The organism is Ruminococcus sp. 1001713B170207_170306_F1 (assembly GCF_015668065.1).
Taxonomy (GTDB): domain Bacteria; phylum Bacillota; class Clostridia; order Lachnospirales; family Lachnospiraceae; genus Blautia_A; species Blautia_A faecis.
Map to the genome: position 1 here is coordinate 108,904 of NZ_JADPEX010000001.1, position 23,347 is coordinate 132,250.

The window sequence follows — 23,347 nt, forward strand, 5'->3', positions numbered from 1 at the left end:
CTTCTGATTTTAACTCATATATTTGTCAATATCAAGCTTCTTTTTTGATTTTGCAACGATCAAGGATGCGGCTGTTGCTCATTGCACGCATCCTTCCTCCACTGATCAACAGCCTGTTTACAGCTTATGTTTTCTCCTCCAGATACAATCCTTAAGTACATTTACAAGCCTCGCCGGTTCAAGGGGTTTGGTAAGATGCTCATCCATGCCGGATATCCGGCTGTTTATAATGTCTTCTGCAAATGCATTGGCACTCATGGCAATAACCGGTACACGCTCTGCATCTGATCTTTTCATGGAACGAATTCTCCGGGTAGTATCCCAGCCGTTTAAGTTTGGCATCATGATATCCATTAAAATCACGTCATAATAGCCTGGCTCGGACTTTTCAAATTTTCCAATTGCCTCCAGTCCGTCTTTGGCGCAATCCACAATTATTCCATTATCTTCCAGCATAAAGCTGGCGATTTCCATGTTCAGTTCATTATCCTCAACTACCAGTGCACGCAGACCTTCAAGGGAAATCGTATTCGGATCCTTTACAAAATCCTCCAGCTTCCGGGCTTTTTCTGCTTCTCCGATTTTGAACGGAATTGTCATGACCACAGTTGTGCCGGTTCCCTCTTTACTTTCGATCCGGATTGTGCCACCCATTCTGTCTGTCAGCTTCTTTGCAATGGAAAGTCCCAGTCCGGTACCTTCATATTTCGACCGGCTGGTCTCCTTCTCCTGGGTAAAAAGATCAAACGCATGTGCCACAAACTCCTGGCTCATACCAGGACCATTATCTGCACAGCCAAATTCATACACTACCTGCTTTTCATCCGCAAATTTCTCCTTACACCATACATGAATCCTTCCGCCTGGTTTCGTAAATTTCACCGCATTATCAGAAATCGCATTCAGAAGCCGTTCCAGATAAACAGGATTTCCGGTTAATAATATATAACTTAGCTTTGATCTTTCCCAATCCACGATGTATTCTATATTTTTCTCAGCTGCCTGAAGCTGCTTTTCTGTGTTGCTCCTGCTCAGGATTTCTGTCAGATCAAAAGTAAGCTCCTGGTCAACAATATCTCCCGACTCCAGTTTATTCATATCCAGTATATCATTTACAAGAGAAACCAGATATCTGGAGGATTCCATGATCTTATCCCTGCATTTCTGCTGCATTTCAGGGTCATTGGGATAACGGTTTGCCAATTCGATCATACCTATGATCCCATTCATGGGAGTTCGGATATCATGGCTCATATTAGACAGAAATCTGGTTTTAACCGCCGCATCCTTCTTCGCTTCTGCAGCCTGGTATATAAGAGTCTGCTCCCTTCTCTTCGCATCACTGATACTTCGGATTGCACAAAGAACATGGGTCAGGCGGCCGTTTTCATCCCTTTTCTTTTCAATAAAGCGCAGACTATGCCAGCTTCCATCCTTCATCCGGTATTCCATAACGACAGATTCTTCGTCTTTCATTCGTTCAGGCAGTGTAGAGATATCTGTAAATCTGTAAAAAGCATCCTGATACTCTTCTGCAACCAGTTCACTGCAAACTTTTCTATTGCTTTCAGACAAAATGCCTGAATGAATATATTTCAAATGCTCCACATCCCTGTTGGAAATTTCCTCAAAATAATCTGCCTGGATATCAATTCTGGAAATATACTGGTATGTTCTGGCAATGGAGGAAATGATCTCATTTCCCAATCTGGCCTCATCCAGAGCTTTTCGCAGTTTCTCCTGGATTTCCTTCTCTTTGTAAAGGATATTGTCTATATTGCGATATCCAAGAAAAGCATTAAAGGTCTCATCATCTGTCTTTCCCTTCACTACATAGGCTTCATAATAGCTATCTTTCCCTTCCTTTGAAACACTGTGGTAATGGTAAGTAAACTTCTCTTCATGTAAAAGCCTTCTTTTCATATTTGCGCAAAGATGCCAGTCTATAAACTCTTCTTTCTCTTCATCCAGAATAAAATTGTCTGCATATCTTCTCACATATTCATCAAAATTTTCAGCCGGATGGGGATCTTTCTCCGCCAGCTGCCTGGCATTGGTATTCGCATCCAGTCTCAGTATTTCATATTTGCCGGAATTAAGCTCTATCCGGTATAAGGATACATACTCGGACAATAATCTGCTTAAAACATATTGTTCTTTCACCGGATAATCATTTACATCCTGCCTTTGATCGTCTGTCTTTGTTTTTTCTCGTGAAAGCATAATACCGTTTTAAATTTATCCTTTCTTTTGCTGTTAACATTTGTTTTTGCATGCCAGGCATAAACCACCACGGACGTTTCTGGTGGAGCCGCATAACTTGCAAACCTCTGTTATTTCCGGCTTCCAATCGCTGTCCAGCCTCTTCAGGCCTCCGCTGACCTGATCCAATGCTTCATCATCCAACTCAACAACTGCCTGACTCACAGGCTTCATGCTCTCTTTTTTGTCATTCGCTTCTTTCATAATAGTTTCCTCCTGTATATGATTTTAATACGATTTCACTTTTTACTATAGTCAATTATACAATTTTTCACCTGTGTCTTCAACTATTTTTTGGCATTTTAACCAAAATGTGACTGGTCACTGGTAACGTTTCCTCAAAAAATCCTCCGGAAATAATATCTCTGTTTATTCACGCCTGCTTCGTCTGTACTCCATAGCAGTCATACCGCAAGATTTCCGAAAACTCTGCGCCAGATAGCTCTGGGAAGAAAAGCCTGCAAGATGGGCAATGTCAGAAATATCATGATCTGTATTTTCCAGAAGATTTTTGCAAACCTCAATCCTGCGCCGGTTCAGATAATTAATGGGAGAAATCCCATAATATCGTGTAAACTCGTGGCTTAGATAATATTTGTTCAGATGACTTAATGCCGCCAGCTGATCCAGATTGATATCTTCCCCATAGTTAGAATCCAGATAGCGCTTGACCTGTGCACACTCCTTACTTGGATGAAAAGAAGGCACCAGCTGGAAGCCGGAATCTGTTATCCTGCGAAGCTGGGCAATAAGAATGGAGAGCGTATGTCTGCAAATCTCTTCATAACCCTCTTTTTTCTCATCTAATTCCTGAAAAAGGGAGTGGAAATAAAACAAAAGATCTGTATTAATCTTCCGGCAGTTGAAAATCTGGAATTCCTTCTGATCCCGGAAAGAAAAACTAATTCCATCCACTCCTACAGTATAATAAGAAAGGGGCGCAGCGCTCTGAGAAGTTTCCGTGTGCAGGATATGTGGATTGATAATGACCAGATCGTCCCTGGCAATGGAAAACCGCTGATTTTCTATAAGAAATTCGCCGCTTCCTCTGGAAACATAAAAAAGCTCCGTAAAAGCGTGGGTATGGGGAATGCTGGGCCAGTCCTCTTCGTATCTGGAGGATGAGGCATTCACCAGAACTGCTTCTGTAGAAAGTGGATTATCATTGGAAAAAGAAAAGGAACGTGTACTCATAGATTCTCCTTATGTATCATAAACTATAGTTTGTTGTCTGCGCTGTCGGCTCCCGATATTCCGAATACAGCGTTTTCAAACAACAGGGAATAAACACTCGCACACTTAGAGTACCATAGAACGGAAAATACAGCAATATTTCTAAAAACCTTAGCAACAACTCTGTTGAAAAACAGCTGTCAAAAACGTATTCTTATATTACAGAAAAAAACAACTATCAAACAATGTTAACAACCCTTGTAAATAAAAAAAAGAAAAGCGAGGTCGCAAAATGGAACAGAAAAAAGGCAGAGTTACTATTCCTACCAACCTGGATGTGGTAAAGGAAACACTGGATATTATGAATGAGTGGGGCGCAGATGCCATCCGTGACTGTGATGGAACCGAATTCCCACAGGAGCTGAAGGACACTGGTGCGAAAATCTACGCTACCTACTACACCACCCGAAAGGACAATGCCTGGGCAAAGGCTAATCCGGATGAGATCCAGCAAATGTACATTATGAGTTCTTTCCACACCGCAACATCAGACAAACTGGAAATCCACCTTATGGACCACCTGTACCCGGATATGCTGAAGGTGAACACACGCGATGATATCACAAAGTGGTGGGAAGTAATCGACCGTACCACAGGAGCAGTGGTTCCGGCAAGTCAGTGGCATTATGATGAAACGAGCGGAAATGTGGTAATTACACCTGTAAAACCGTTCCATGAGTATACCGTCAGCTTCCTGGCTTATATTATGTGGGATCCGGTACATATGTACAATGCAGTGGTAAACGACTGGAAAGATGTAGAGCCGCAGATCACCTTTGATGTGCGCCAGCCAAAGACAAGAACTCATTCCCTGGAGCGCCTCCGCAGATTCCTTGACACCCACCAGTATGTGGATGTGGTACGCTTCACCACCTTTTTCCATCAGTTCACCCTGATCTTTGATGAGCTGGCAAGGGAAAAATATGTAGACTGGTTCGGTTATTCCGCATCTGTCAGTCCATATGTGCTGGAGCAGTTTGAAAAAGAGGTTGGTTATCCCTTCCGCCCGGAATACATTATCGACCAGGGCTACATGAACAATACCTATCGCATTCCATCTAAGGAATTCAAGGACTTCCAGGCATTCCAGCGCCGCGAGGTCGCGAAGCTTGCAAAGGAAATGGTAGACATTGTCCATGAATATGGCAAAGAAGCCATGATGTTCATGGGTGACCACTGGATCGGCATGGAGCCATTTATGGATGAGTTTGCTTCCATCGGTCTTGATGCTGTGGTTGGAAGTGTAGGAAATGGTGCAACCCTGCGTCTGTTCAGCGATATTAAAAATGTAAAATACACGGAAGGACGATTTCTTCCATACTTTTTCCCGGACACCTTCCACGAAGGTGGAGACCCGGTGAAAGAGGCGAAGGTAAACTGGGTAACTGCAAGGCGTGCCATTCTCAGAAGCCCCATCCAGAGAATTGGTTATGGCGGATATCTGAAGCTGGCTCTTCAGTTCCCGGATTTTGTCCAGTACATTAAAGAGGTCTGCCAGGAATTCCGCACCCTTTATGATAATATCCAGGGTGTGACTCCATACTGCGTGAAACGTGTTGCTGTGTTAAACTGCTGGGGCCGCATGCGCTCCTGGGGTAATCATATGGTACATCACGCAATTTATTACAAACAGAATTACTCTTACTTTGGCATTATTGAGGCATTAAGCGGTGCACCCTTTGATGTATCCTTTATCAGTTTTGATGATATTCTGGCAGATAAGGATCTACTGAAAAAATTTGATGTTGTGATCAATGTAGGGGATTCGGATACTGCACAAAGCGGCGGCGAGTACTGGGTAAATGAGACCATTATTACTGCTGTAAAGGAGTTCGTTTACAATGGCGGTGGTTTCATCGGAGTTGGCGAGCCTGCAGCCCATCAATGGCAGGGAAAATTCTTCCAGCTGGATGATGTACTGGGTGTGGAAGAAGAAAGAGGCTTCAATTTAAATACCGATAAATACAACTGGGAGGAACACAGAGACCACTTTATTCTGGCTGACGCAGAAGGTGATGTGGACTTCGGTGAGGGCAAAAAGAATATTTTTGCACTTCCGGAAACCCAGATTCTGATCCAGAATGACCATGAGGTTCAGATGGCAGTAAAAACCTTTGGAAAAGGCCGCGGTGTTTACATCAGCGGACTTCCATACAGCTTCAGAAACAGCCGTGTGCTCTACCGTGCGGTTCTCTGGTCTGCATCTGCCGAGGACGAACTGAACCGATGGTATTCCACCAATTATAATGTAGAGGTCCACGCTTATGTAAAGAATGGCAAGTACTGTGTCGTAAACAATACTTACGAGTCACAGGATACAGTCGTCTATAAAGGAGATGGCAGCAGCTTCCCGCTTCATATGGATGCAAACGAAATTAAATGGTACCAGATTTAATAGTCATAGGTTTATTATAATTAAACCACATCATATTTCAATAATTCTGTCACGAAGTGTTGGAAAATGGCGCGAATGGTATTATAATAAACCTATCACAAAACAAAGGAAACCATTATGAGAATTGCAATTGTTGATGACATTAAAGAAGAGCGTGACAAGCTCGCAGACGTACTGACGAAACAGCTTTCCAGACGTGGGATTCACGTAAATTTATTTGAATTTGAAAATGGAGAAGATTTTCTTATTGCGGCAAAGGAACGTCCTTTCACCGTCGTTTTTCTGGACATCTACATGAGTGGTGCAAATGGGATCGAGACTGCCAGAGAGCTTCGGATATTTGACTCAGATGCACTTTTAATTTTTACTACCACTTCTACGGATCATGCTCTGGATGGGTTCAAGGTCCGTGCCATGCACTACCTTGTGAAGCCATATCCCGAAAATGAGATTTCAGACCTGATCGATGAGGTTCTTTCCCGGATCCCGGATTCCGGAAAATACATAGATATAAAAGTAAATGGAAGCAATGTACAGGTTCCGTTTCGACATATTATATACGCAGAACATTTTTCCCATATGATCCATATTCACACTACCGGCGGCAAAGAGCTGATCACCCGCCAGTCCTTTGAAGCCTTTACTGCATCCCTGAAAATGGATCCAAGATTTTATCTTTGCAGCAGAGGCGTTGTGATCAATCTGGAGCATGCTGTTGATTTTGATGGAGCCCTGTTTATCCTGGACGATGAAACCCGGATTTCCGTCAGCCGGAAGCTGGTTAAAAATGCAAGACAGACTTTTATGGATTTTCTGTTTCAAAGGGGACATTGAATATGAATACTATATTAAGACCTGTTCTGGAGCTTACGGTAATGATTTCTGGTCTGTTCCTTGCCTATCTGCCGGTACAGACATATCTGAAACAACCGCCCGGCAGACTGGCTGCATGGCTTGCACCTCTTCTGGCAGGAATCTGTCTCCTGGAAGGAGGATTTTGTTACTTTCTTAACATCCCTACCAGCTCAGTGCTTTTTCCCACTCTGCTGGTACTGATGCTGATCTATCACAAAAGCCTGACTATCTCTATCTGGAAATCCGGCAGCATTTTTCTGGCAGTATGTGCGGTCTTTGCCTGTGTAAACAGCCTTTCCAGAGCAGTAAATGCCATTGTGGCAGAAAGACTTGGACTTCCAGAAACAGAAATCTGGTTTCACACCAGTGCCGGTATTTTTTACAATGTAATATGTCTTCTGTTCGTTGCTGCCGCCTGGTACCCGGCCTCCCATGCAGCCCGCACTATGATTGATGACGAAAATTTAGCCCAGACCTGGTATGTTTTCTGGATACTGCCACTGATTTTTATAGGTCTGAACCTGTTTATGATTCCCAAATATGAGGGAACTCTGTATACCGGACGTATTTTGCAGGGCTACATTGTGATCAGCCTGGTGCTTCTTATAATTCTCATGCTGTTTTACACAATGTTTCTTATGATGGCCAACAGCCTGAATAAAAATGCAAGGCTTCAGCAGGAAAACCATTTTCTCTCCCTTCAGCAGGCACGATATGAGAACCTTTGCTCTGCCATAGAGGAGGCAAGACAGGCACGACATGATATCCGCCATCACTTTTTGCAGCTTTCTTCCCTGGCTGAAAAGGGAGATCTGGAAAAAATAAAAGAATATCTTTCCAATGCAAACAGTAAAATCCCAGACTACAACCTGCATTTTTGTGAAAACCAGGCGGCTGACAGCGTAATCAGCCATTATGCCGCTCTGGCAAAACGAGAGAACATTCCTTTCCAGGCAAAGGCAGATCTGCCAGCCCACATTTCCATAGACCAGATTGATATGTGCCTGGTTCTCTCCAACCTTCTGGAAAATGCTCTGGAAGCCAGCCTGAAAGCAAAGTCTTCCAACAGGAGCATCCATGCAGAGGTTTACCTTCATCATAAGCACCTTCTCCTGATCCAGGTGGAAAATACCTTTGAAGGGAAAATACAGGAGAAAAATCATATTTTCCAGTCATCCAAGCGTACCGGAAACGGAGTGGGAATCCAGTCTGTCCGCCACATTGCAGAAAAGAATGGAGGAGACAGCAGCTTCACTTATGAGAATGGTGTTTTTACTGCTAAAATTATGCTGCGCATACAGAAAACAGCCGTTTCTCATCCATAAGCAAAGCAGAGAGGTTTCATGCAGACACACTCTGGAGCGTATCTGAAAAATCATTCCCGCAATCTGCACGCCCCACTTTGCGGTATATTTTCCCCGAATCCAACAAAAAAAGAAAGCTGCAGAACAATATCAGAAATGATACTGTCTGAAGCTTTCTTTTTCTGCATCAATAAACTACAAATGCCATGACCACATACACCAGTATGGATACCAGGCAATACAGAGAATTGGTGGTGGAAACATAAGCGCTTCCATCCTCACTCTTCAGGAAGGTCTGCATACTGAATGTGGCTGGAGCGGACATGTAGCTGATCACTGCAAGGTTCAAAAGAAGATGATCCCCTACTATGTAATGTATTGCCAGCAGCACTCCCCCGATCATAACTGCCTGAAGAAGAACACGAAGTACGATGGTCCTGATACATGGGGAAAGAAGTTTCTTATCAAATTCAATGCTGAATCCTACCACCAGCAGAATAACTGAGGTTATGGAAGTGGTGAGAATGTTCTCCACACTTGTATAGGTACCTGCAAACGGTCCGGCAAGAAGCTTCTGCACCACACCGGTAAGTCCGGCAATAATTCCCAGCACACTTGCAATAAACGCCGGTGTGCGTATTGCACTGGAAAACAGTTTTCCCGGATCGATCTTTTCCCCGTTTTCCACCTGTCCGAGCATTCCCATATAGACGCTGAAGCCAAACAGAAGACCTGCAATATCCAGCACAGCGATCTGGGAAAGATTCTCCGCTCCGCAAAGGCTGGTATATAAAGGATAGGCCATGGAACCGCCTTCGTATACACTGACCATAAAGGGCAGATATTTCCGGTAACGCTCTGCCGGCATAAGCGGGCGGAGTAAAAAACCGATGCTAAAGGAAACAACCAGCATTACAAACATGATTCCAACCAGAATTCCGGTTTCTTTATTATAATCTGCCGTAGCAAGGGCATGGAAAATTGCTACAGGAAGCATGATCTGGGTCACCAGAAGCTTCATATTGTTAATTCCATTCTGATCCAGCAGTTTCAGCCGCTTGCAGGCCATGCCCAGAAGGATCATCACCAGTACGGGCAAAATAATTTCCAATACTTTCATTTTATGCACGCTTTCTATGTTTGTTTATAGTTCTTTTATTCATCAAAATCGGTCTCAAATACTCCCTCAGGCGTACGCATGGTAAGAACCCCGAGATTAAAATCATCATCCATTACCGTGATATGATACTCAAAGATTACATCATCCTCAAACTTGGACAGCAGAATATAGCTTCCGTTCTCTTTTCCCTCGATCTGGTCGCAGATATCATCATACACATCTGCACCGGAAATCTCACGCGGATAACCGGAAGCTTTGATTTTTTTCTCAATTGCAGCGTATAATTCTTCCATTTTATGTTCTGCAGCAGTGCATGCCATCAGGGCTTACCCTCTCAGTTCTTTTTGACTGCCGCATACTCCTTTCCTGAATTTTTTTCGATTAAATATGATTGTATAATATCCGCCCCTGAAATGTCAAACCACATTTTAACCAAATCCTGGTTATCGTAATTTCTTCGTGAGCAAAGAAATCCTGATTTGTATGATTTCGTACCATACTTCTCGTTTTTTGTATAATTTTTTATAAATTATCTGTTATTTTATTCTACTCTCTACATTTTTTCCATGGCTTTTGTGGTTTTTTGTTTTTTCTTTTGTGTATTTCGTTGTGTTTTTCTTTGTTTTTGATATTTTTCATTGTTTTTTTCACCAATTTCTGTTGACATCTGACTGTTTTTGTTGTATGCTATTTTCTACAGAGAGGCACTCCGTTTGGTACAAGGATGTATCTATGGAATGCCTCAACTCGTATCTAAAGGGAGGTAATACTTATGAAAATGAAACAGGTTTTAGCAACAGGCGCAGCTTTATCAATGGCCCTCTCCATGACTCCGGTCACCGCATCCGCCGCAGACAAAGTGGACATAAACGTCATTGCTGCACAGTATGGCCAGCAGACTGCTGACTGGTGGGCGAACTTCGTGACAGAATTTAATGAGGCAAACCCGGACATTAACCTGAACGTAGAAGTTGTTTCCTGGAACGACATCTACACCGTAGTAAATACCCGTATCGCCAATGGCGAAGCTCCTGATGTCCTGAATATCGACGTATTCGCAGATTATCAGGCAGATGATCTCCTTCTTCCTATCCAGGACGTTGTTTCTGAAGAGACCTACAGCAAGATGTACGATGCATTCCTTGCACAGTCTGAAGTAGGCGGAACTGTATGGGCTATCCCTGATCTTGCATCTGCACGTGCTATGTACTATAACAAAGACATCCTCGATGCAGCAGGCGTAGAAGTTCCTACTACATGGGATGAACTGAAAGCTGCTTGTGAAGCCCTTAAAGCTTATGATGACAGCATTTATCCATGGGGTATCGATATGACTACTGACGAAGGTCAGGCAGCATTCGCATACTACACCTGGAACAACGGCGGCGGATTTGTTGACGATGAAGGTAACTGGACACTGAACAGTGAGCAGAACGTTGAAGCAATCCAGTACGCAATCGATCTTGTAAATTCCGGTTACACAAACACCGATCCTGCTAACGATACCCGTTACGATCTGCAGGATATGTTCGGCGCAGGTAAGGTTGCTATGCTCATCGCACCGAACAGCTTACCTACCTACATTGCTACAGGCGGAAATGAAGTAAACTACGGCGTTGCTTCCATTCCTTCCAATACAGGCGAGTCTGTATCTGCAGGTGTTATGGACCGCTTCATGTGCTTCGATAACGACTACTCAGATGATGAGAAAGCTGCTATCTCCACATTCTTTGATTATTTCTATGATGATGCCCGTTATACAGAGTGGGTTGACATGGAGGGATTCCTTCCGGCAACCAAGTCCGGCGGCGAGGCTCTCGCAGCAGCTAACGAAGATATGGCAAGCTGGATTGATATCTTAGACAGCTGTAAATTCTATCCAACAGCGAAAGCAGAATGGGCAGATGTAAAACAGGGCGTTATCAACGTAGAGCAGAATGCTCTTCTTGGCGGCGACGTTCAGGAATTACTGGATGACCTTCAGGCAGAAATCGCTGGCTGATCTTAATCCACTGTTTTTCCCATTACGAGGAAGATAATGGGCCGGACTTACAGGTCCGGTCCATTTTTAAGTTTGCGAAGCAAACGCTACTTCTTGTGCCAGGCACAAGAAGGTTCCACCTTTTTGCGAAGCAAACACTACTTCTTGTATTTGTCACAAGAAGGTTCTGTTTTTCTGCGTAACAAACGCCGTTTTCTGTGCTTGTCTGCGCAGCGTCAACGCTATTTTTATAAAAAGAGAGGTATCCCTGTGAAGAAAAAATTCAAAAAAGTGGAACCATATATATGGATCCTGCCAAGTGTCCTTCTCATGGCAATTTTCATCCTGGTTCCTATTATCTTTGTATTCCGTATGGCCTTAAGCGACGTGAGCAAAGCTGGTCTGATCAAAGGCTTCGCCGGATTGGAAAATTTCCGCAAGGTAACAAGCAGCCCTGTTTTTGCCATGGTGCTGAAAAACACCCTTGTGTGGACCGTTGCCGTAGTCGGCATCTCCACACTCCTTGGATTTATCCTTGCGATCCTCCTCAACAATGAATTTAAAGGCCGTAAGCTTGCACGTGCCGTTGTTGTTTTCCCATGGGCCACAACCCTGATCGTTCAGGCAAGTATCTGGAAATTCATCATCGACACAGATTACGGTACCTTAAATACACTGTTGATGAAGCTTGGCATTATTGACCACGCTGTGAACTGGACTCCTACTGCCGGTGCTTATTTCGCCTGGGAAATTGCCTGCGGTATTTTTGTTACCATTCCATTTGTAACCTTTACCGTACTTTCCGGTCTGCAGAGTATTGATGCCAGCTACTATGAGGCAGCAGCCGTAGACGGAGCCAGCTACTGGCAGAAAATGTTCCAGATCACCATCCCGCTGGTACGTCCGAATCTTACCATCAGTACCATCCTGAACATTATCTACGTATTTAACTCTTTTCCGATCATATGGACCATCACCAAGGGTGACCCTGCCAACCGTACCGACACCCTGGTTACCTATCTGTACAAACTGGCCTTCTACAATGGCAAACAGGGACAGGCAGCAGCCGTATCTGTTATCGGCTTCCTGATTCTTCTTTTCTGCGCCAGCCTGTACATGGTTTCCGTACTGAAGAAAGGAGACGAATAATATGGCAAACACCAATGCTTCAGTTAAGAAAAAAAATACCAGAAACACAGTTTTGCGTGTATTGCTCTATGTAGTGATCATCGCCATCTGTCTGATAACTTTATACCCATATTTTGTAACTGTATGTACTGCTCTTAAAAGCCGCGCGGAAATCTTTTCCATGAATGGAACTATTTTCCCTGTTGAGGCCATCTGGTCCAACTTCACAGACGTATGGAAGCTGGCTCCCATGAGCAATTACATGATGAACTCCATTGTGATCGCAGGAGGCTCCACTCTTCTGGCTATGGTCTGCGGTATCCCAGCTGCTTATGCCCTGTCCAGAATGAAATTCAAAGGCCAGACTGCTTTTCTGGGATTTGTTATTGTCTCCCAGATGTTCGCACCGGTTGTACTTCTCATCGGTATCTACAAGGTTATGATGGCGTTCCATCTTACCAACAGCATTATCGGCCTGATCTTTATCAACGCAGCATTTAACCAGGCATTTGCTATCTGGCTGCTCCGCGGTACTTTCCTGAGCATCTCCCCTGAGATGGAGCAGGCTGCCACTATTGACGGCTGTAACCGCGTACATGCCCTTTTAAGGATCCTTCTGCCTGTTGCTGCACCTGGTATCGTTACAGCGCTTATTTTCGTATTTATCAACGCCTGGAACGAATATACAGTGGCACTGACACTGATCTCCACTGATACCTTCAAGCCTCTCACCGTTGGTATCAATATTTTCAACGGTTACAATATGATCGAGTGGCAGTATCTGTTTGCTGCTTCCCTCTATGCAATTGTTCCAGTTGTGATTCTGTTCGTCGGAATCGAAAAAAATCTGGTTGGAGGACTCACTTCTGGTGGTGTCAAGGGTTGATTTTTATTTTTTTCCAAGTATAATAGAGAAAGATGCGGACGCGAGAAAGGGTTGCCCAGGGCAGCCCTTTGTTCATGCCCCATAACTATTCAGAAGGCAGTATTCCGCCAGGTGTTTTTGTGAACATTGTTCACAGCTGCGGCGCGAAATCATACAAAGCATGTTACTGGTCATCCAGTAACTGTTTTATTGTGTACGGTAAAATTTCACATACGGAATAACCCCGATGATTCCGCACATTCCAGGAACTCTATACCGGAGATCACCGAATGATTCTTCTGTCCTGCTGACGAAAATTCAGCACATTTCACAGATTTTTAAAATCAATGGTTTTGACCTTGACTTTTCTGTAGAATACTGTAATATTGATAGTGCACAACATCTAGTATGTAATTAAAGATTTAAACACAATATATGGAGGGATTTGAAAGAATGAGTACTGAGGTCAATGCAAACGTCATTAAACGAAATGGCGTGGAAGTTATTTTTGATAAGGCGAAGATCATCAATGCCGTTGAAAAAGCGAATGAGGAGGTTTCCAAGCTTCACAGGCTGAGTCATTACCAGATCACAGCGCTTGCTGATATGATTGCCACCCGTGCCCTTGAATCCTCCCACGCTGTCAATGTGGAAGATATTCAGGATATGGTAGAGACCGGCATTATGGAGATGCGCGGTTATGAGGTTGCACAGAAGTATGTGCGCTATCGCTACAAGAGAGAGCTTACCCGCAAGTCCAATACCACAGACGACAGCATCCTTGCTCTTCTTGACCAGATTAATGAGAATGCCAAGCAGGAGAACTCCAATAAGAACCCTACTATTAACTCTACCCAGCGTGATTACATGGCAGGCGAGGTCAGCAAGGACCTGACCATGCGTGTTCTTCTTCCTGAGGAGATCGTAAAGGCTCACGACGAGGGAATCATTCATTTCCATGATTCCGATTACTACGCACAGCGTGAGCATAACTGTGACCTGATCAATCTGCAGGATATGCTCCAGAACGGCACGGTTATCAGCCAGACACTGATTGAGAAGCCTCACAGCTTCTTTACCGCATGTAACGTTACCACACAGATCGTCGCACAGGTAGCCAGCAATCAGTACGGCGGACAGTCCTTCTCTCTCGCCCATCTGGCTCCTTTTGTAGACATCAGCCGCCAGAAGATCCGTAACAAGGTAATCGAGGAACGTAAGGCTTGCGGTGAGCCTCTTGATGATGAGATCATCCAGAAGGTATCGGAACGCAGACTGAAGGATGAGATCCAGAGTGGTATCCAGACGATCCAGTACCAGCTGATCACTCTTATGACCTGTAACGGACAGGCACCATTTGTAACGATTTTCATGTATCTTGATGAAGTTCCGGAGGGACGCACCCGTGATGACCTTGCACTGATCATCGAGGAAGTTATGAAGCAGCGTATGCAGGGTGTTAAGAACGAGCGCGGTGCGTGGATCACACCTGCATTCCCGAAGCTGATCTATGTGCTGGATGAGGATAACATCCACGAGGATTCCAAATATTGGTACCTCACAGAGCTTGCAGCGAAATGTACTGCCAAGCGTATGGTTCCGGATTACATCTCAGCCAAGATCATGCGCCAGTTAAAAAACGGCAATGTTTACACCTGCATGGGATGCCGTTCCTTCCTTACCGTTGAGGAGAAACAGAAGAACCCGGACGGTTCCTACAAGTTCTACGGTCGTTTTAACCAGGGTGTTGTTACCATTAACCTTGTAGATGTAGCCTGCTCCTCAGACGGCGATTTTGATAAGTTCTGGGAGATTCTGGAGGAGCGCCTGGAGCTTTGCCACAGAGCACTCCGCTGCAGACATGAGCGTCTTCTTGGCACAGTTTCCGATGTTGCCCCGATCCTGTGGCAGTATGGTGCTCTTGCACGGCTTAAGAAGGGTGAGACCATTGACAAGCTTCTTTATGACGGCTATTCTACGATCTCACTTGGATATGCAGGTCTCCATGAGATGTGCATGAGAATGTACGGAAAGCCTCATACAGACCCTGAGGTTCGTCCGTTTGCGCTGAAGGTTATGCAGCGCCTTAATGACAAATGTGCCCAGTGGAAGGCAGCTGAGAACATCAGCTACTCTGTATATGGCACTCCGATGGAATCCACCACATACAAGTTTTCCAAATGTCTCCAGAAGCGTTTTGGCATCATTCCAGGAGTTACGGATAAGAATTATATTACAAACAGCTATCACGTTCACGTTACTGAGGAGATCGACGCATTCTCCAAGCTGAAATTCGAGTCTGAATTCCAGAAGCTTTCTCCAGGAGGAGCCATCAGCTACGTGGAAGTTCCGAATATGAAGCAGAATATTCCGGCAGTTCTCTCTGTTATGAAGTTTATCTATGATAACATCATGTATGCAGAGCTGAATACCAAGAGTGATTTCTGTGATGTCTGCGGATATGACGGAGAGATCCAGATCAAAGAAGACGAGAACGGCAAGCTGATCTGGGAATGCCCGAACTGCGGTAACCGCAATCAGGACAAGATGAGCGTTGCCAGAAGAACCTGCGGATACATCGGTACCCAGTTCTGGAACCAGGGACGTACCCAGGAGATTAAGGATCGTGTATTACATCTATAATAAATCCGGCATTGTATTATAATTTTTTTACATTGCCTTTATAAAAAAATCCGGACAGCTTTCTAATTTTCACAATTTTGATCCCTGTCCGGATTTCTTTTACAGTGTTTCCGGAGTGTGTTTGAAAAAGACCTTCTGCAAGATGTGCGTCACAATTTGTGGGAGATTTTATCTGATTGGAGGAACTCAATTATGAATTATGGAAACATCAAATCATACGATATTGCAGACGGCACAGGCGTGCGTGTAAGCCTGTTCGTATCTGGCTGCAGGCACCACTGTAAGGGCTGTTTTAACGCACCTACGTGGGATTTTAACTACGGTAAGCCATTTACCCGGGAGACTCAGGATAAGCTCCTGGAGCTGCTTGCTCCGTCTTATATAGAGGGCTTCTCCCTACTCGGCGGCGAGCCATTCGAGCCAGAGAATCAGCCTGTTCTGGCAGAGCTTCTGGAAGAGATCAGGCGTACCTTTCCGGATAAATCCATCTGGTGTTACAGTGGATATCTTTTTGACAAAGATATGGTTCCCGGAGGTAAGATCTACACTCCTTTTACAGACCGGATGCTTTCCTGCATCGACGTTCTGGTAGACGGAGAGTTTATTCAGGAATTGAAAAACCTCTCCCTTCAGTTCAGAGGGAGCAGCAATCAGCGAATTCTGCATTTAAAAGATGGTAAGCTTATTAAAGAAGGCCTGTGATACGGGTCTTCTTTTCTTATATCTGCATTCAAATAGTTGCATAAGTTTTTACATCTGGGTAATCGAAAATCCCCCTCCTGTCTAACAGGAGGGGGATTTTATTACACTTTATTTATTTTGCTTTCGCATATTTTGGTGTGCTGTAAGAAGAATAGATTGGAACACCTGCTTCGTTGTTTCCAACGGCGCGTACTTTGTAATAATACTTGGTTCCAGCTTTCTTGGAGCTCTTGTCAACATATTTCACTTTGGAGCCTTTTGTAATAGTTCCTACCAGTTTGTATCCGGAACCTTTCTTAGTGGAACGGTATACCTGATATCCGGTAGCTCCTGTTACTTTCTTCCAGCTGACAGTAATCTTGCCCTTTGTTGCTTTCGCTTTTGGACTGGTTGGCTTCGCGATCTTTGCTGTGGAAACTATAGCACTTGCAGATTTGCTTGCACCACTTGTATATGTTTCATCAGCAGAATCTTTGTACTCATAGGACTTACCATTCTTGTAAGCAATTACATAATAGTAATATTTTACTCCTGCTTTCGGTCCTTTGTACTCTGTGCTTGTTGCACCATTATAGGTGTACTTGATCTCGCGATCTGTAATAGTCGTTTCCTTCAGTTCACTAACGAATTTGTATCCGCTGACTGTTGTGGAATCAGCAACATAATTCGGGACAGTTGCACTGGAACCGTAACTATAGCTGTAAGAATTGCTGTCTTTGTTATATCTGTTCCAGGAAGAGGTGGTTCTGTATACACGATAGTAATCAGCACCTGCTACCGGATTCCATGTTACAGTAATACTTCCATCTGCTTTGTTTGCAACAGCTTTTACATTGCCAGGAGTTGCTAAAACAGGATTAACTGTTGCTCTGATTTCATTGCTGTATTCCTGTCCTCTGTATGCACGTACACGATAGGTTGTTTCCGTATCTGCTGCCGGGAATGTAATGGAAGATGTGGAAGCTTTCAGTGTCTTATAGGTTTCCCATGCACCAGTCTCTTCATTTCTCTTCTCAACCAGATAACCCTTTCCTGCATATACCGGCTGCCAGCTTAACTTCATCTTACCGTTTGCATAAGAAATTCTGTTAACGGTAGTCATCTCGAAGCTAAGATTTGCATATACACCTTCATCAATGTAATACTTGCTGTTTCCTACAGTCTTGTATGCTCTTACAAGATAGTAATAATCCATACCGCTCTGAAGCTTCTTGTCTGTATAACTGGAAGCCTTTGCACTTGTAGTCTTGATCAGTTTATACTTAGCAAAATTGTTGGTCATGCCAGCTGCTACAGTATCTCCAATAGAAGATCCTTCACATCTGTAAATCTCATATCCCTTAGCACCTTTGATCTTGGTCCAGGACAGTTTTACAGAAGTTGTGCTCTTAGGTGTTGCTTTCAGCTTCAGCGCACCGCCCCAGGTAGTAACCTTATTATAAGCCCATGCTCCATAAGTGGTCTTGCCTGTTTCGGAATCATAATAATATGGTCTTACTCTGTAAGTATAGGTAGTATCTGCTTTCAGTTTGGTGTTCTTATAAACGCTGTCTGTAGTTTTGGCAATTGTTTTATATTTCTTGCCATTCTTTCTCTGGATCTGATAGCCGGTAAGCCAGCTTTCTGATCCGCTTTCAGCGCTCATCTTTAAGGTAACGGTCTTAGCTGTGATAACATTTGTTACAGATATATTCGGCATACCAGCGTTAAATGATGCTGTATTTGTGTATGCACTGTATTTCTGTGCAAGTGTAGCTGCCTTATCATTTTTTACACGGGCACGCACATAATAGGTCTTGCCTGGTGTAAGTGATTCAAAGTAAAGTGTTGCCTTATTATTCTCACCAGAAATACAATCTGTAACCTTGTAATCATTTACAAATTCAGGTGATTCGGAATACCAGAATTCTACATCTTCTTCTTTTCTTACAGTTCCGTCATAGGAGAATACATAACCATCCGGTGTTTTCTCAACCAGCTTCAGGTTGCTGATCGCTGAAGTGGCTTTGGAGACATTGACAGCTACTACATTGGAAGGAGTACCGTATTTCTTGTTTCCGCTCTTGTCTTTTACATAAGCGACAACTCTTACATAGGTTGCTCCTTCTTTTAATAAGGATTTTCTCAATGTAAGTGCATCATCATCCTCATAGTACTCATCTTCATCTTCATCATAGTAACCACTGGAAGAAGCTGTTACCCAGTCCTCTTCGGAAGGCTGTGCCTTATCAGTGTACTGGAGCTCATAAGAGTCGCCATCTTCCAGAACAGCATCAAAACGGAATTCGAAGCTGTTTTCAGATTCTTTATACATCTCTAAGCCAGTCACATTCTTAGGTGCCTTTTCTGCATCTGTAGTGAAGGAGACTGCTGCAGGTTTCAGTTTTGCAACCTCTTCCTCTTCCGGTCTGTCTGCACTGCTCACTGCACGAACATAATAGGTTTTTCCTGCTTCCAGATTACTGTTGTTTTTACTGATCTTCAGTTTCGCAGAACCAGCTGAGCCATCATAATAGAAGCTGCTCCAGTCACTTGCCATAGTTGCAGTAGTAAATTCTGTGCCTGTTGCGATCTGATACCATACGCTGTTTAAATCAACCTTTGCACTGTATGTGAAATAATAGTACTCATCGTCAGCTTTTACATACTGAAGATCTGTGATCGGCTGAAGAGCATCTACTGTAAATGCAGCGGACGGTGCTGACCAGTCGCCTTCTACGGTCTTTGTGACTTTCTTTCCGTCTGTATCAACGGTATAAGTGCGTACTGCACGTACCTGGAAGGTATAGGATTCTCCAGGAGCCATTGCCTTGATCGGATCGCCCTTCTCATCTCTTACACGGTCAAATGAAACCTTAGGATCTGTTGTATATGTATACAAATCTTCATCTTTAAGCTCTGACAGGGAAACACTTGGGAAATTACCGCGTCCGACGCTGTAGTAGGTCTTATCAACAGTTCCGTCATCCTTCAGAGAAGCTGAGCTCACGTATTCACGGCCGGCAGAATCTTTTACAAGGATTTCATAGCGGTTTACATTGTCAAGTGCGTTCCAACGCAAGGTTGGCTCACTATCCTCTGTGTTTACATTTACACCGGAAACAGCTGCAGGCTTCTCACTGGTACCTGCATCTGAAGCGGTTACTTTGTATGCAAATGCATTGGACCAGTCTCCGTATACTTCCTTACCATCCTCTCCGATCTTAACGGCACGAACAGAAAGATTATAGGTCTTTCCGTCTTCAAATGCATAAACAGGCTGACCGGTAGCCGGGTAAATAACAGGTTCCAGAACTCCGTCTACGCTTGTATAAGTTCTATAATCAGACTCATCAAAGGAATATCTGGTGCCGCTTACTCTGGTATACCTGCCACTCTTCCGATCGGATGCCAGCGACTCAAAGTACTCACGTCCAGCTTCGTCTGTGATCTTAATCTCATAGCTGTCTGCATTCTTATCCGGATTCCAGCTGAGAACATAAGAAGAAGCTGTTACACCGGAGATTTTCTTCAGGCTTGTATCTACAGCTTTATAAGTTACTGTATAAGCGTCAGACCATTCACCTTCCTGCTTCTTGTTTGCACCATTCTCATATCTGTAATTAATTCCGCGGACACGGATGGTATAGGTTTTACCTCTTTCAAATTTGAACTCTCCGTAGGTTCTTCCTAAATAGAAGTTTGGATAGGAATAATTGGAATCTGTTGTAAAGGCAACTTTTCCATCTACTTCAACTTCGTACTGGGATACATATGTATTCTGGATACGGTTCCAGCTTACATATTCATATTCATCGTTGTATTTGAAATTACCGGTCTTCTCTGGTACAAGACTGCCGCTGTCGTCTGCTTCTACAACCAGCTCATTGGACCAGTCGCCTACCTTCTTCTCGTCGCCGGAGCCTGTATATGCACGGACTTTAACGGTATATTTCTTGCCTTTCTGGAAAGCACCGATATATTTTCCGTCTGCATCAGAAGCGACTTCATAAAGACCTGTGGTGTCGTTCTTTTTAAGCAGATAACCGTAATTCTCATAGAAATTGAGCCAGTTACCTGAAGTAGTTACATAGGAGGGTTCCTTTGCTCCATATGCATAAGAATAATATTCATTTCCAGCTTCATCCTTAATGGAAACCTCGAGGTTCTGGTTCTCGCCGGATACCTGAATCTGATTCTTTCTTTCAGCTGCATAAATTGTCACACTCTTCGGCTCAGCGACCTTCTTTGCGTAGGTATAATCTACAGCGTCAGACCATTCACCATATGCAACAGTTCCATCTGCGCTGTTACGGTTTACGGCGCGAACGGAAACTTTGTATGTCTTGCCATTCTCAAGACCTGCAATATATCCGTCTTTACCATCTGGTTTGTATACAAGGTTTCCTTCTGCGTCAACCTTGAACGGCCGCATGGTAAGACTTGTAAGACTATAGCTCAAGTTGACTGTTGACGGATAACCGGTCTCTGGCTCGCTTGCATCATAATTGTAGCGGTAAGTGTACTCTCCGTCTGTTACACGGATCTGGTATTCATCTGCCTTCTGGTCTGCATACCAGGTAAGAACATTCTTATCCTCCTCATCAAATGCAACATGTCCGATCTTGCCAGGTGCCTCTGCATCAAAAGCAGCAACCTCATCGGTGCTTCCGCTCTCTTCTGCGTCTGCAACTGCCTCACTGTCACCGAAGCCATCCTCTGTAACAGCTGACACTGCGGCTTCATCTCCGAAGCCATCTGCCTCTACAGCAGCTTCCTCTGTGGTGTCCGCTTCCGCTGCCGGAGACTCAGATACGAAATCTCCTCCATCTGTAAAATCTGACGCCAGAAGCGGTGTCGGTGCGGAAGTTGCGGTCATTGCCGCTGCAATTGCAATGGCAACAGACTTATTGAGTGTTTTCAAATCTTTCTTCATACATTTTCCTCCATGAATTAAATTTATTGAAATTGATCAATAAGTAGTATGGGGAAATTATAGCGTATTACTCCGTTTTAGGCAAGTGTTTTGTGAAAAAAATTATGTATTTTTTGTGTAAATAAACACACATTACCACCCCCCGTTTGTATTTTTCTGATATTTTCTCTTTTTTCTGACAATTAATTGTTTTCTTTATATTTCGACTATTTTTGTATTTTTTCATATTCTGTCAAAATACTGTTCATTTCGTAGCGCTTCAGCTGTCTGATCAGTTCTTCTGCATTAATATGAAGCCGCATATCTTCCAGGCTTTCTTTTATCTCAATGTCACGTTTCATAGTTGCCAGCTGTTCGCTTAAGTATACCATCTCTTTATTTGTTTTCAGTGCTTTCAGAGGGCTTCTTCCTATTCCAAGGTTTTCTTTCCAGAAAGTATTCAATTCCTTTTCTTTCTTTGCCACGCCTTGGCAGTCCTCAATTGCTTCATAGATCGCATCCAGGGTTTTATATTCTGCTACAAGCGGCGCTGCTGCCGAGGAAACTCCTTTACAGCCTGGAATTCCATCGCCTGGATCTCCGGTGATCGCCAGAAGCACAGGAATCTGTTCCGGATATACCCCTTCCTCAGAACAGACAATTTCCGGTGTATATTCAAATACATTAGAAGGGAGTTCCTCGTAAACCTCTTTTCCAAACAGGCCATATGCATCCTTCAAGTTCTCCAGCTTATCCTTCGTAACAACACGCCACATGCGGGTATATTCGCTTACCAGCTGAAAATAATCGTGATCCTTGGTAAGCACATAAGTCTGCAGATCCGGGCCCTGGAATTTCTCCACAAGAGATGCCGCATAATCGTCAGCCTCATAGTCCTGACTCATAAATACCGGACAGCCGATTGCCTTCAGAAGCTCTTCCATCTGGATAAACTGTTCTTTTAATGGCTGGGCAGTCTCCTTGCGATTGGCTTTGTAAAAATCAGCGCCAAGCTGGGTGCGGCGGAAAGTATCTCTTGTCATATCAAAGGTAAATGCCACGTATTCCGGCTTTACTTTCTTATAGACAGCCAGAAGGGTGCGAAGCATGGTGAACATGGCATTTGTGTATTTTCCATCGGAGGTGTGCAGGATTTCCGGATAGTGTCTCTCTTTTTCCTCGTCTGTCTTTGCGAAAAGGATAGATTTTGGAAGATTTCCATAATAGGATGTGGACAGCATGGAGGAGCCGTCGATGATCAGAAATTTTGGCATGATTGTTCTCCTTCTATGATTATTTGACAGTTTCCTAACGAAGCGTTGATTTTTACACACTGTCAGGAAGTGTCTTTTCAAGATCTGATATGATATCAGACCTGTAATTTTTCTCAATCTCTCTGTAAGTATACCATAAATTTATCTTATCTGAAAAATTTCCAAAAATTTTTTCAGATTTCGTGTTATTTCTTTCTCTGGTTTTCGTATATATAGTGAAGGGAGCAGAAAACAAAATTATTTCTGAATTCCCGCTTCTACGTAGAATGAGGAGGTACTCAATGAAAAAAATAATTTTAACCTTATCCGGCGTTCTTTTTGTGATCGTCACCGGATGCTCGCTGCTGATCTGCATGATGAACGGAATTCCGAATTTAGATCAGCCGGCTGCTGCCTTTTACCTGGCGAAAGCAATTCTGTTATCCTTTAGCCTTCCTCTGGTAACCTTAGGTCTCTTCGTACACTGTTTGCAGCTTAGACGAAAGCTTGATAAGAAGAACCAGTTGTTCCGGAATGCGATGAAGGAGCTGATAAAAAATCGCCAGACCAGCTGCAGGGATTCTGGAGATTCTGATTTCCAGAGCTTTAAAAATTCACTTACCTGTCTGTTCTGTGCCTTTGCAGAAGATTCCGGTCTCAGCGAAGAGGATCAGAAGGACTTGCTGGATTTTATTGACAAATTTTAAGTGAG

At 43.7% G+C, this 23,347-nt stretch carries 16 protein-coding genes and 1 pseudogene; 9 read left to right on the forward strand and 8 right to left on the reverse strand.

Features of this window, described 5'->3' with window-relative positions:
• Positions 1-117: 117 nt before the first annotated feature.
• From I4V84_RS00530 to I4V84_RS00540, 3 genes are all read right to left on the reverse strand, one after another.
• Positions 118-2,223, reverse strand: coding sequence for an ATP-binding protein (locus I4V84_RS00530; protein WP_195991023.1), 2,106 nt, complete (start codon positions 2,221-2,223; stop codon positions 118-120).
• Between the two features lie 33 nt (positions 2,224-2,256).
• Positions 2,257-2,466 (reverse strand): hypothetical protein, encoded by a 210-nt coding sequence (locus I4V84_RS00535; protein ID WP_187564817.1) that lies wholly within the window; start codon positions 2,464-2,466, stop codon positions 2,257-2,259.
• A gap of 165 nt (positions 2,467-2,631) precedes the next feature.
• Positions 2,632-3,456 carry a helix-turn-helix domain-containing protein gene (locus I4V84_RS00540; protein ID WP_148462020.1) on the reverse strand — a complete coding sequence of 275 codons (825 nt, stop codon included), beginning with the start codon at positions 3,454-3,456 and terminating at the stop codon, positions 2,632-2,634.
• A gap of 271 nt (positions 3,457-3,727) precedes the next feature.
• Between I4V84_RS00540 and gnpA the strand changes: the two genes are divergently transcribed.
• The 3 genes from gnpA to I4V84_RS00555 all read left to right on the forward strand — a co-directional run bounded on the left by gnpA (position 3,728) and on the right by I4V84_RS00555 (position 8,070).
• Positions 3,728-5,890 (forward strand): 1,3-beta-galactosyl-N-acetylhexosamine phosphorylase, encoded by a 2,163-nt coding sequence (gene gnpA / locus I4V84_RS00545; RefSeq protein ID WP_195391638.1) that lies wholly within the window; start codon positions 3,728-3,730, stop codon positions 5,888-5,890.
• A 117-nt stretch (positions 5,891-6,007) separates the two neighbouring features.
• A complete protein-coding gene (locus tag I4V84_RS00550) occupies positions 6,008-6,724 on the forward strand; it encodes a LytTR family DNA-binding domain-containing protein (protein ID WP_173773307.1) in 717 nt (238 codons plus the stop codon).
• Between the two features lie 2 nt (positions 6,725-6,726).
• Entirely contained in the window at positions 6,727-8,070 is a 1,344-nt protein-coding gene (locus I4V84_RS00555; RefSeq protein WP_187564815.1) for a sensor histidine kinase, read from the forward strand.
• 24 nt (positions 8,071-8,094) lie between these two features.
• Here the strand turns inward: I4V84_RS00555 and I4V84_RS20210 are convergent.
• The 3 genes and pseudogenes from I4V84_RS20210 to I4V84_RS00565 all read right to left on the reverse strand — a co-directional run.
• Positions 8,095-8,169, reverse strand: a pseudogene (locus I4V84_RS20210) (DUF6783 domain-containing protein); the annotation flags it as partial.
• A gap of 67 nt (positions 8,170-8,236) precedes the next feature.
• Positions 8,237-9,169 (reverse strand): AEC family transporter, encoded by a 933-nt coding sequence (locus tag I4V84_RS00560; protein WP_195991024.1) that lies wholly within the window; start codon positions 9,167-9,169, stop codon positions 8,237-8,239.
• Positions 9,170-9,204: 35 nt separating this feature from the next.
• Positions 9,205-9,462, reverse strand: a complete 258-nt coding sequence (locus I4V84_RS00565) for a hypothetical protein (RefSeq protein ID WP_148462016.1) — start codon at positions 9,460-9,462, stop codon at positions 9,205-9,207.
• A gap of 479 nt (positions 9,463-9,941) precedes the next feature.
• On the opposite strand from I4V84_RS00565, the gene I4V84_RS00570 reads away from it, so the two are divergent.
• The 5 genes from I4V84_RS00570 (at position 9,942) to nrdG (ending at position 16,488) form a co-directional block, all read left to right on the forward strand.
• Positions 9,942-11,171 (forward strand): extracellular solute-binding protein, encoded by a 1,230-nt coding sequence (locus I4V84_RS00570; protein ID WP_243283987.1) that lies wholly within the window; start codon positions 9,942-9,944, stop codon positions 11,169-11,171.
• Positions 11,172-11,420: 249 nt separating this feature from the next.
• Complete coding sequence (locus I4V84_RS00575; RefSeq protein ID WP_227200503.1) at positions 11,421-12,299, forward strand: sugar ABC transporter permease; 879 nt, start codon at positions 11,421-11,423, stop codon at positions 12,297-12,299.
• Position 12,300: 1 nt separating this feature from the next.
• Positions 12,301-13,164: a carbohydrate ABC transporter permease gene (locus tag I4V84_RS00580; protein ID WP_118578072.1), complete on the forward strand. Its 864-nt coding sequence runs from the start codon at positions 12,301-12,303 to the stop codon at positions 13,162-13,164.
• Between the two features lie 432 nt (positions 13,165-13,596).
• Positions 13,597-15,786, forward strand: coding sequence for an anaerobic ribonucleoside-triphosphate reductase (gene nrdD / locus I4V84_RS00585; RefSeq protein ID WP_118578071.1), 2,190 nt, complete (start codon positions 13,597-13,599; stop codon positions 15,784-15,786).
• A 192-nt stretch (positions 15,787-15,978) separates the two neighbouring features.
• A complete protein-coding gene (gene nrdG, locus I4V84_RS00590; protein WP_118578070.1) occupies positions 15,979-16,488 on the forward strand; it encodes an anaerobic ribonucleoside-triphosphate reductase activating protein in 510 nt (169 codons plus the stop codon).
• 112 nt (positions 16,489-16,600) lie between these two features.
• Here the strand turns inward: nrdG and I4V84_RS00595 are convergent, their stop codons facing one another.
• Together I4V84_RS00595 and I4V84_RS00600 are read right to left on the reverse strand one after the other, a co-directional pair.
• On the reverse strand, positions 16,601-21,403 hold the full coding sequence (locus tag I4V84_RS00595) for a fibronectin type III domain-containing protein (RefSeq protein WP_118578069.1): 4,803 nt from the start codon (positions 21,401-21,403) through the stop codon (positions 16,601-16,603).
• Positions 21,404-21,609: 206 nt separating this feature from the next.
• On the reverse strand, positions 21,610-22,656 hold the full coding sequence (locus I4V84_RS00600) for a 5'-3' exonuclease H3TH domain-containing protein (RefSeq protein ID WP_118578068.1): 1,047 nt from the start codon (positions 22,654-22,656) through the stop codon (positions 21,610-21,612).
• Positions 22,657-22,937: 281 nt separating this feature from the next.
• On the opposite strand from I4V84_RS00600, the gene I4V84_RS00605 reads away from it, so the two are divergent.
• The gene (locus I4V84_RS00605; protein WP_118578066.1) at positions 22,938-23,342 is read left to right on the forward strand and encodes a hypothetical protein; all 405 of its coding nucleotides are present in this window, start codon (positions 22,938-22,940) and stop codon (positions 23,340-23,342) included.
• Positions 23,343-23,347 lie beyond the last annotated feature (5 nt).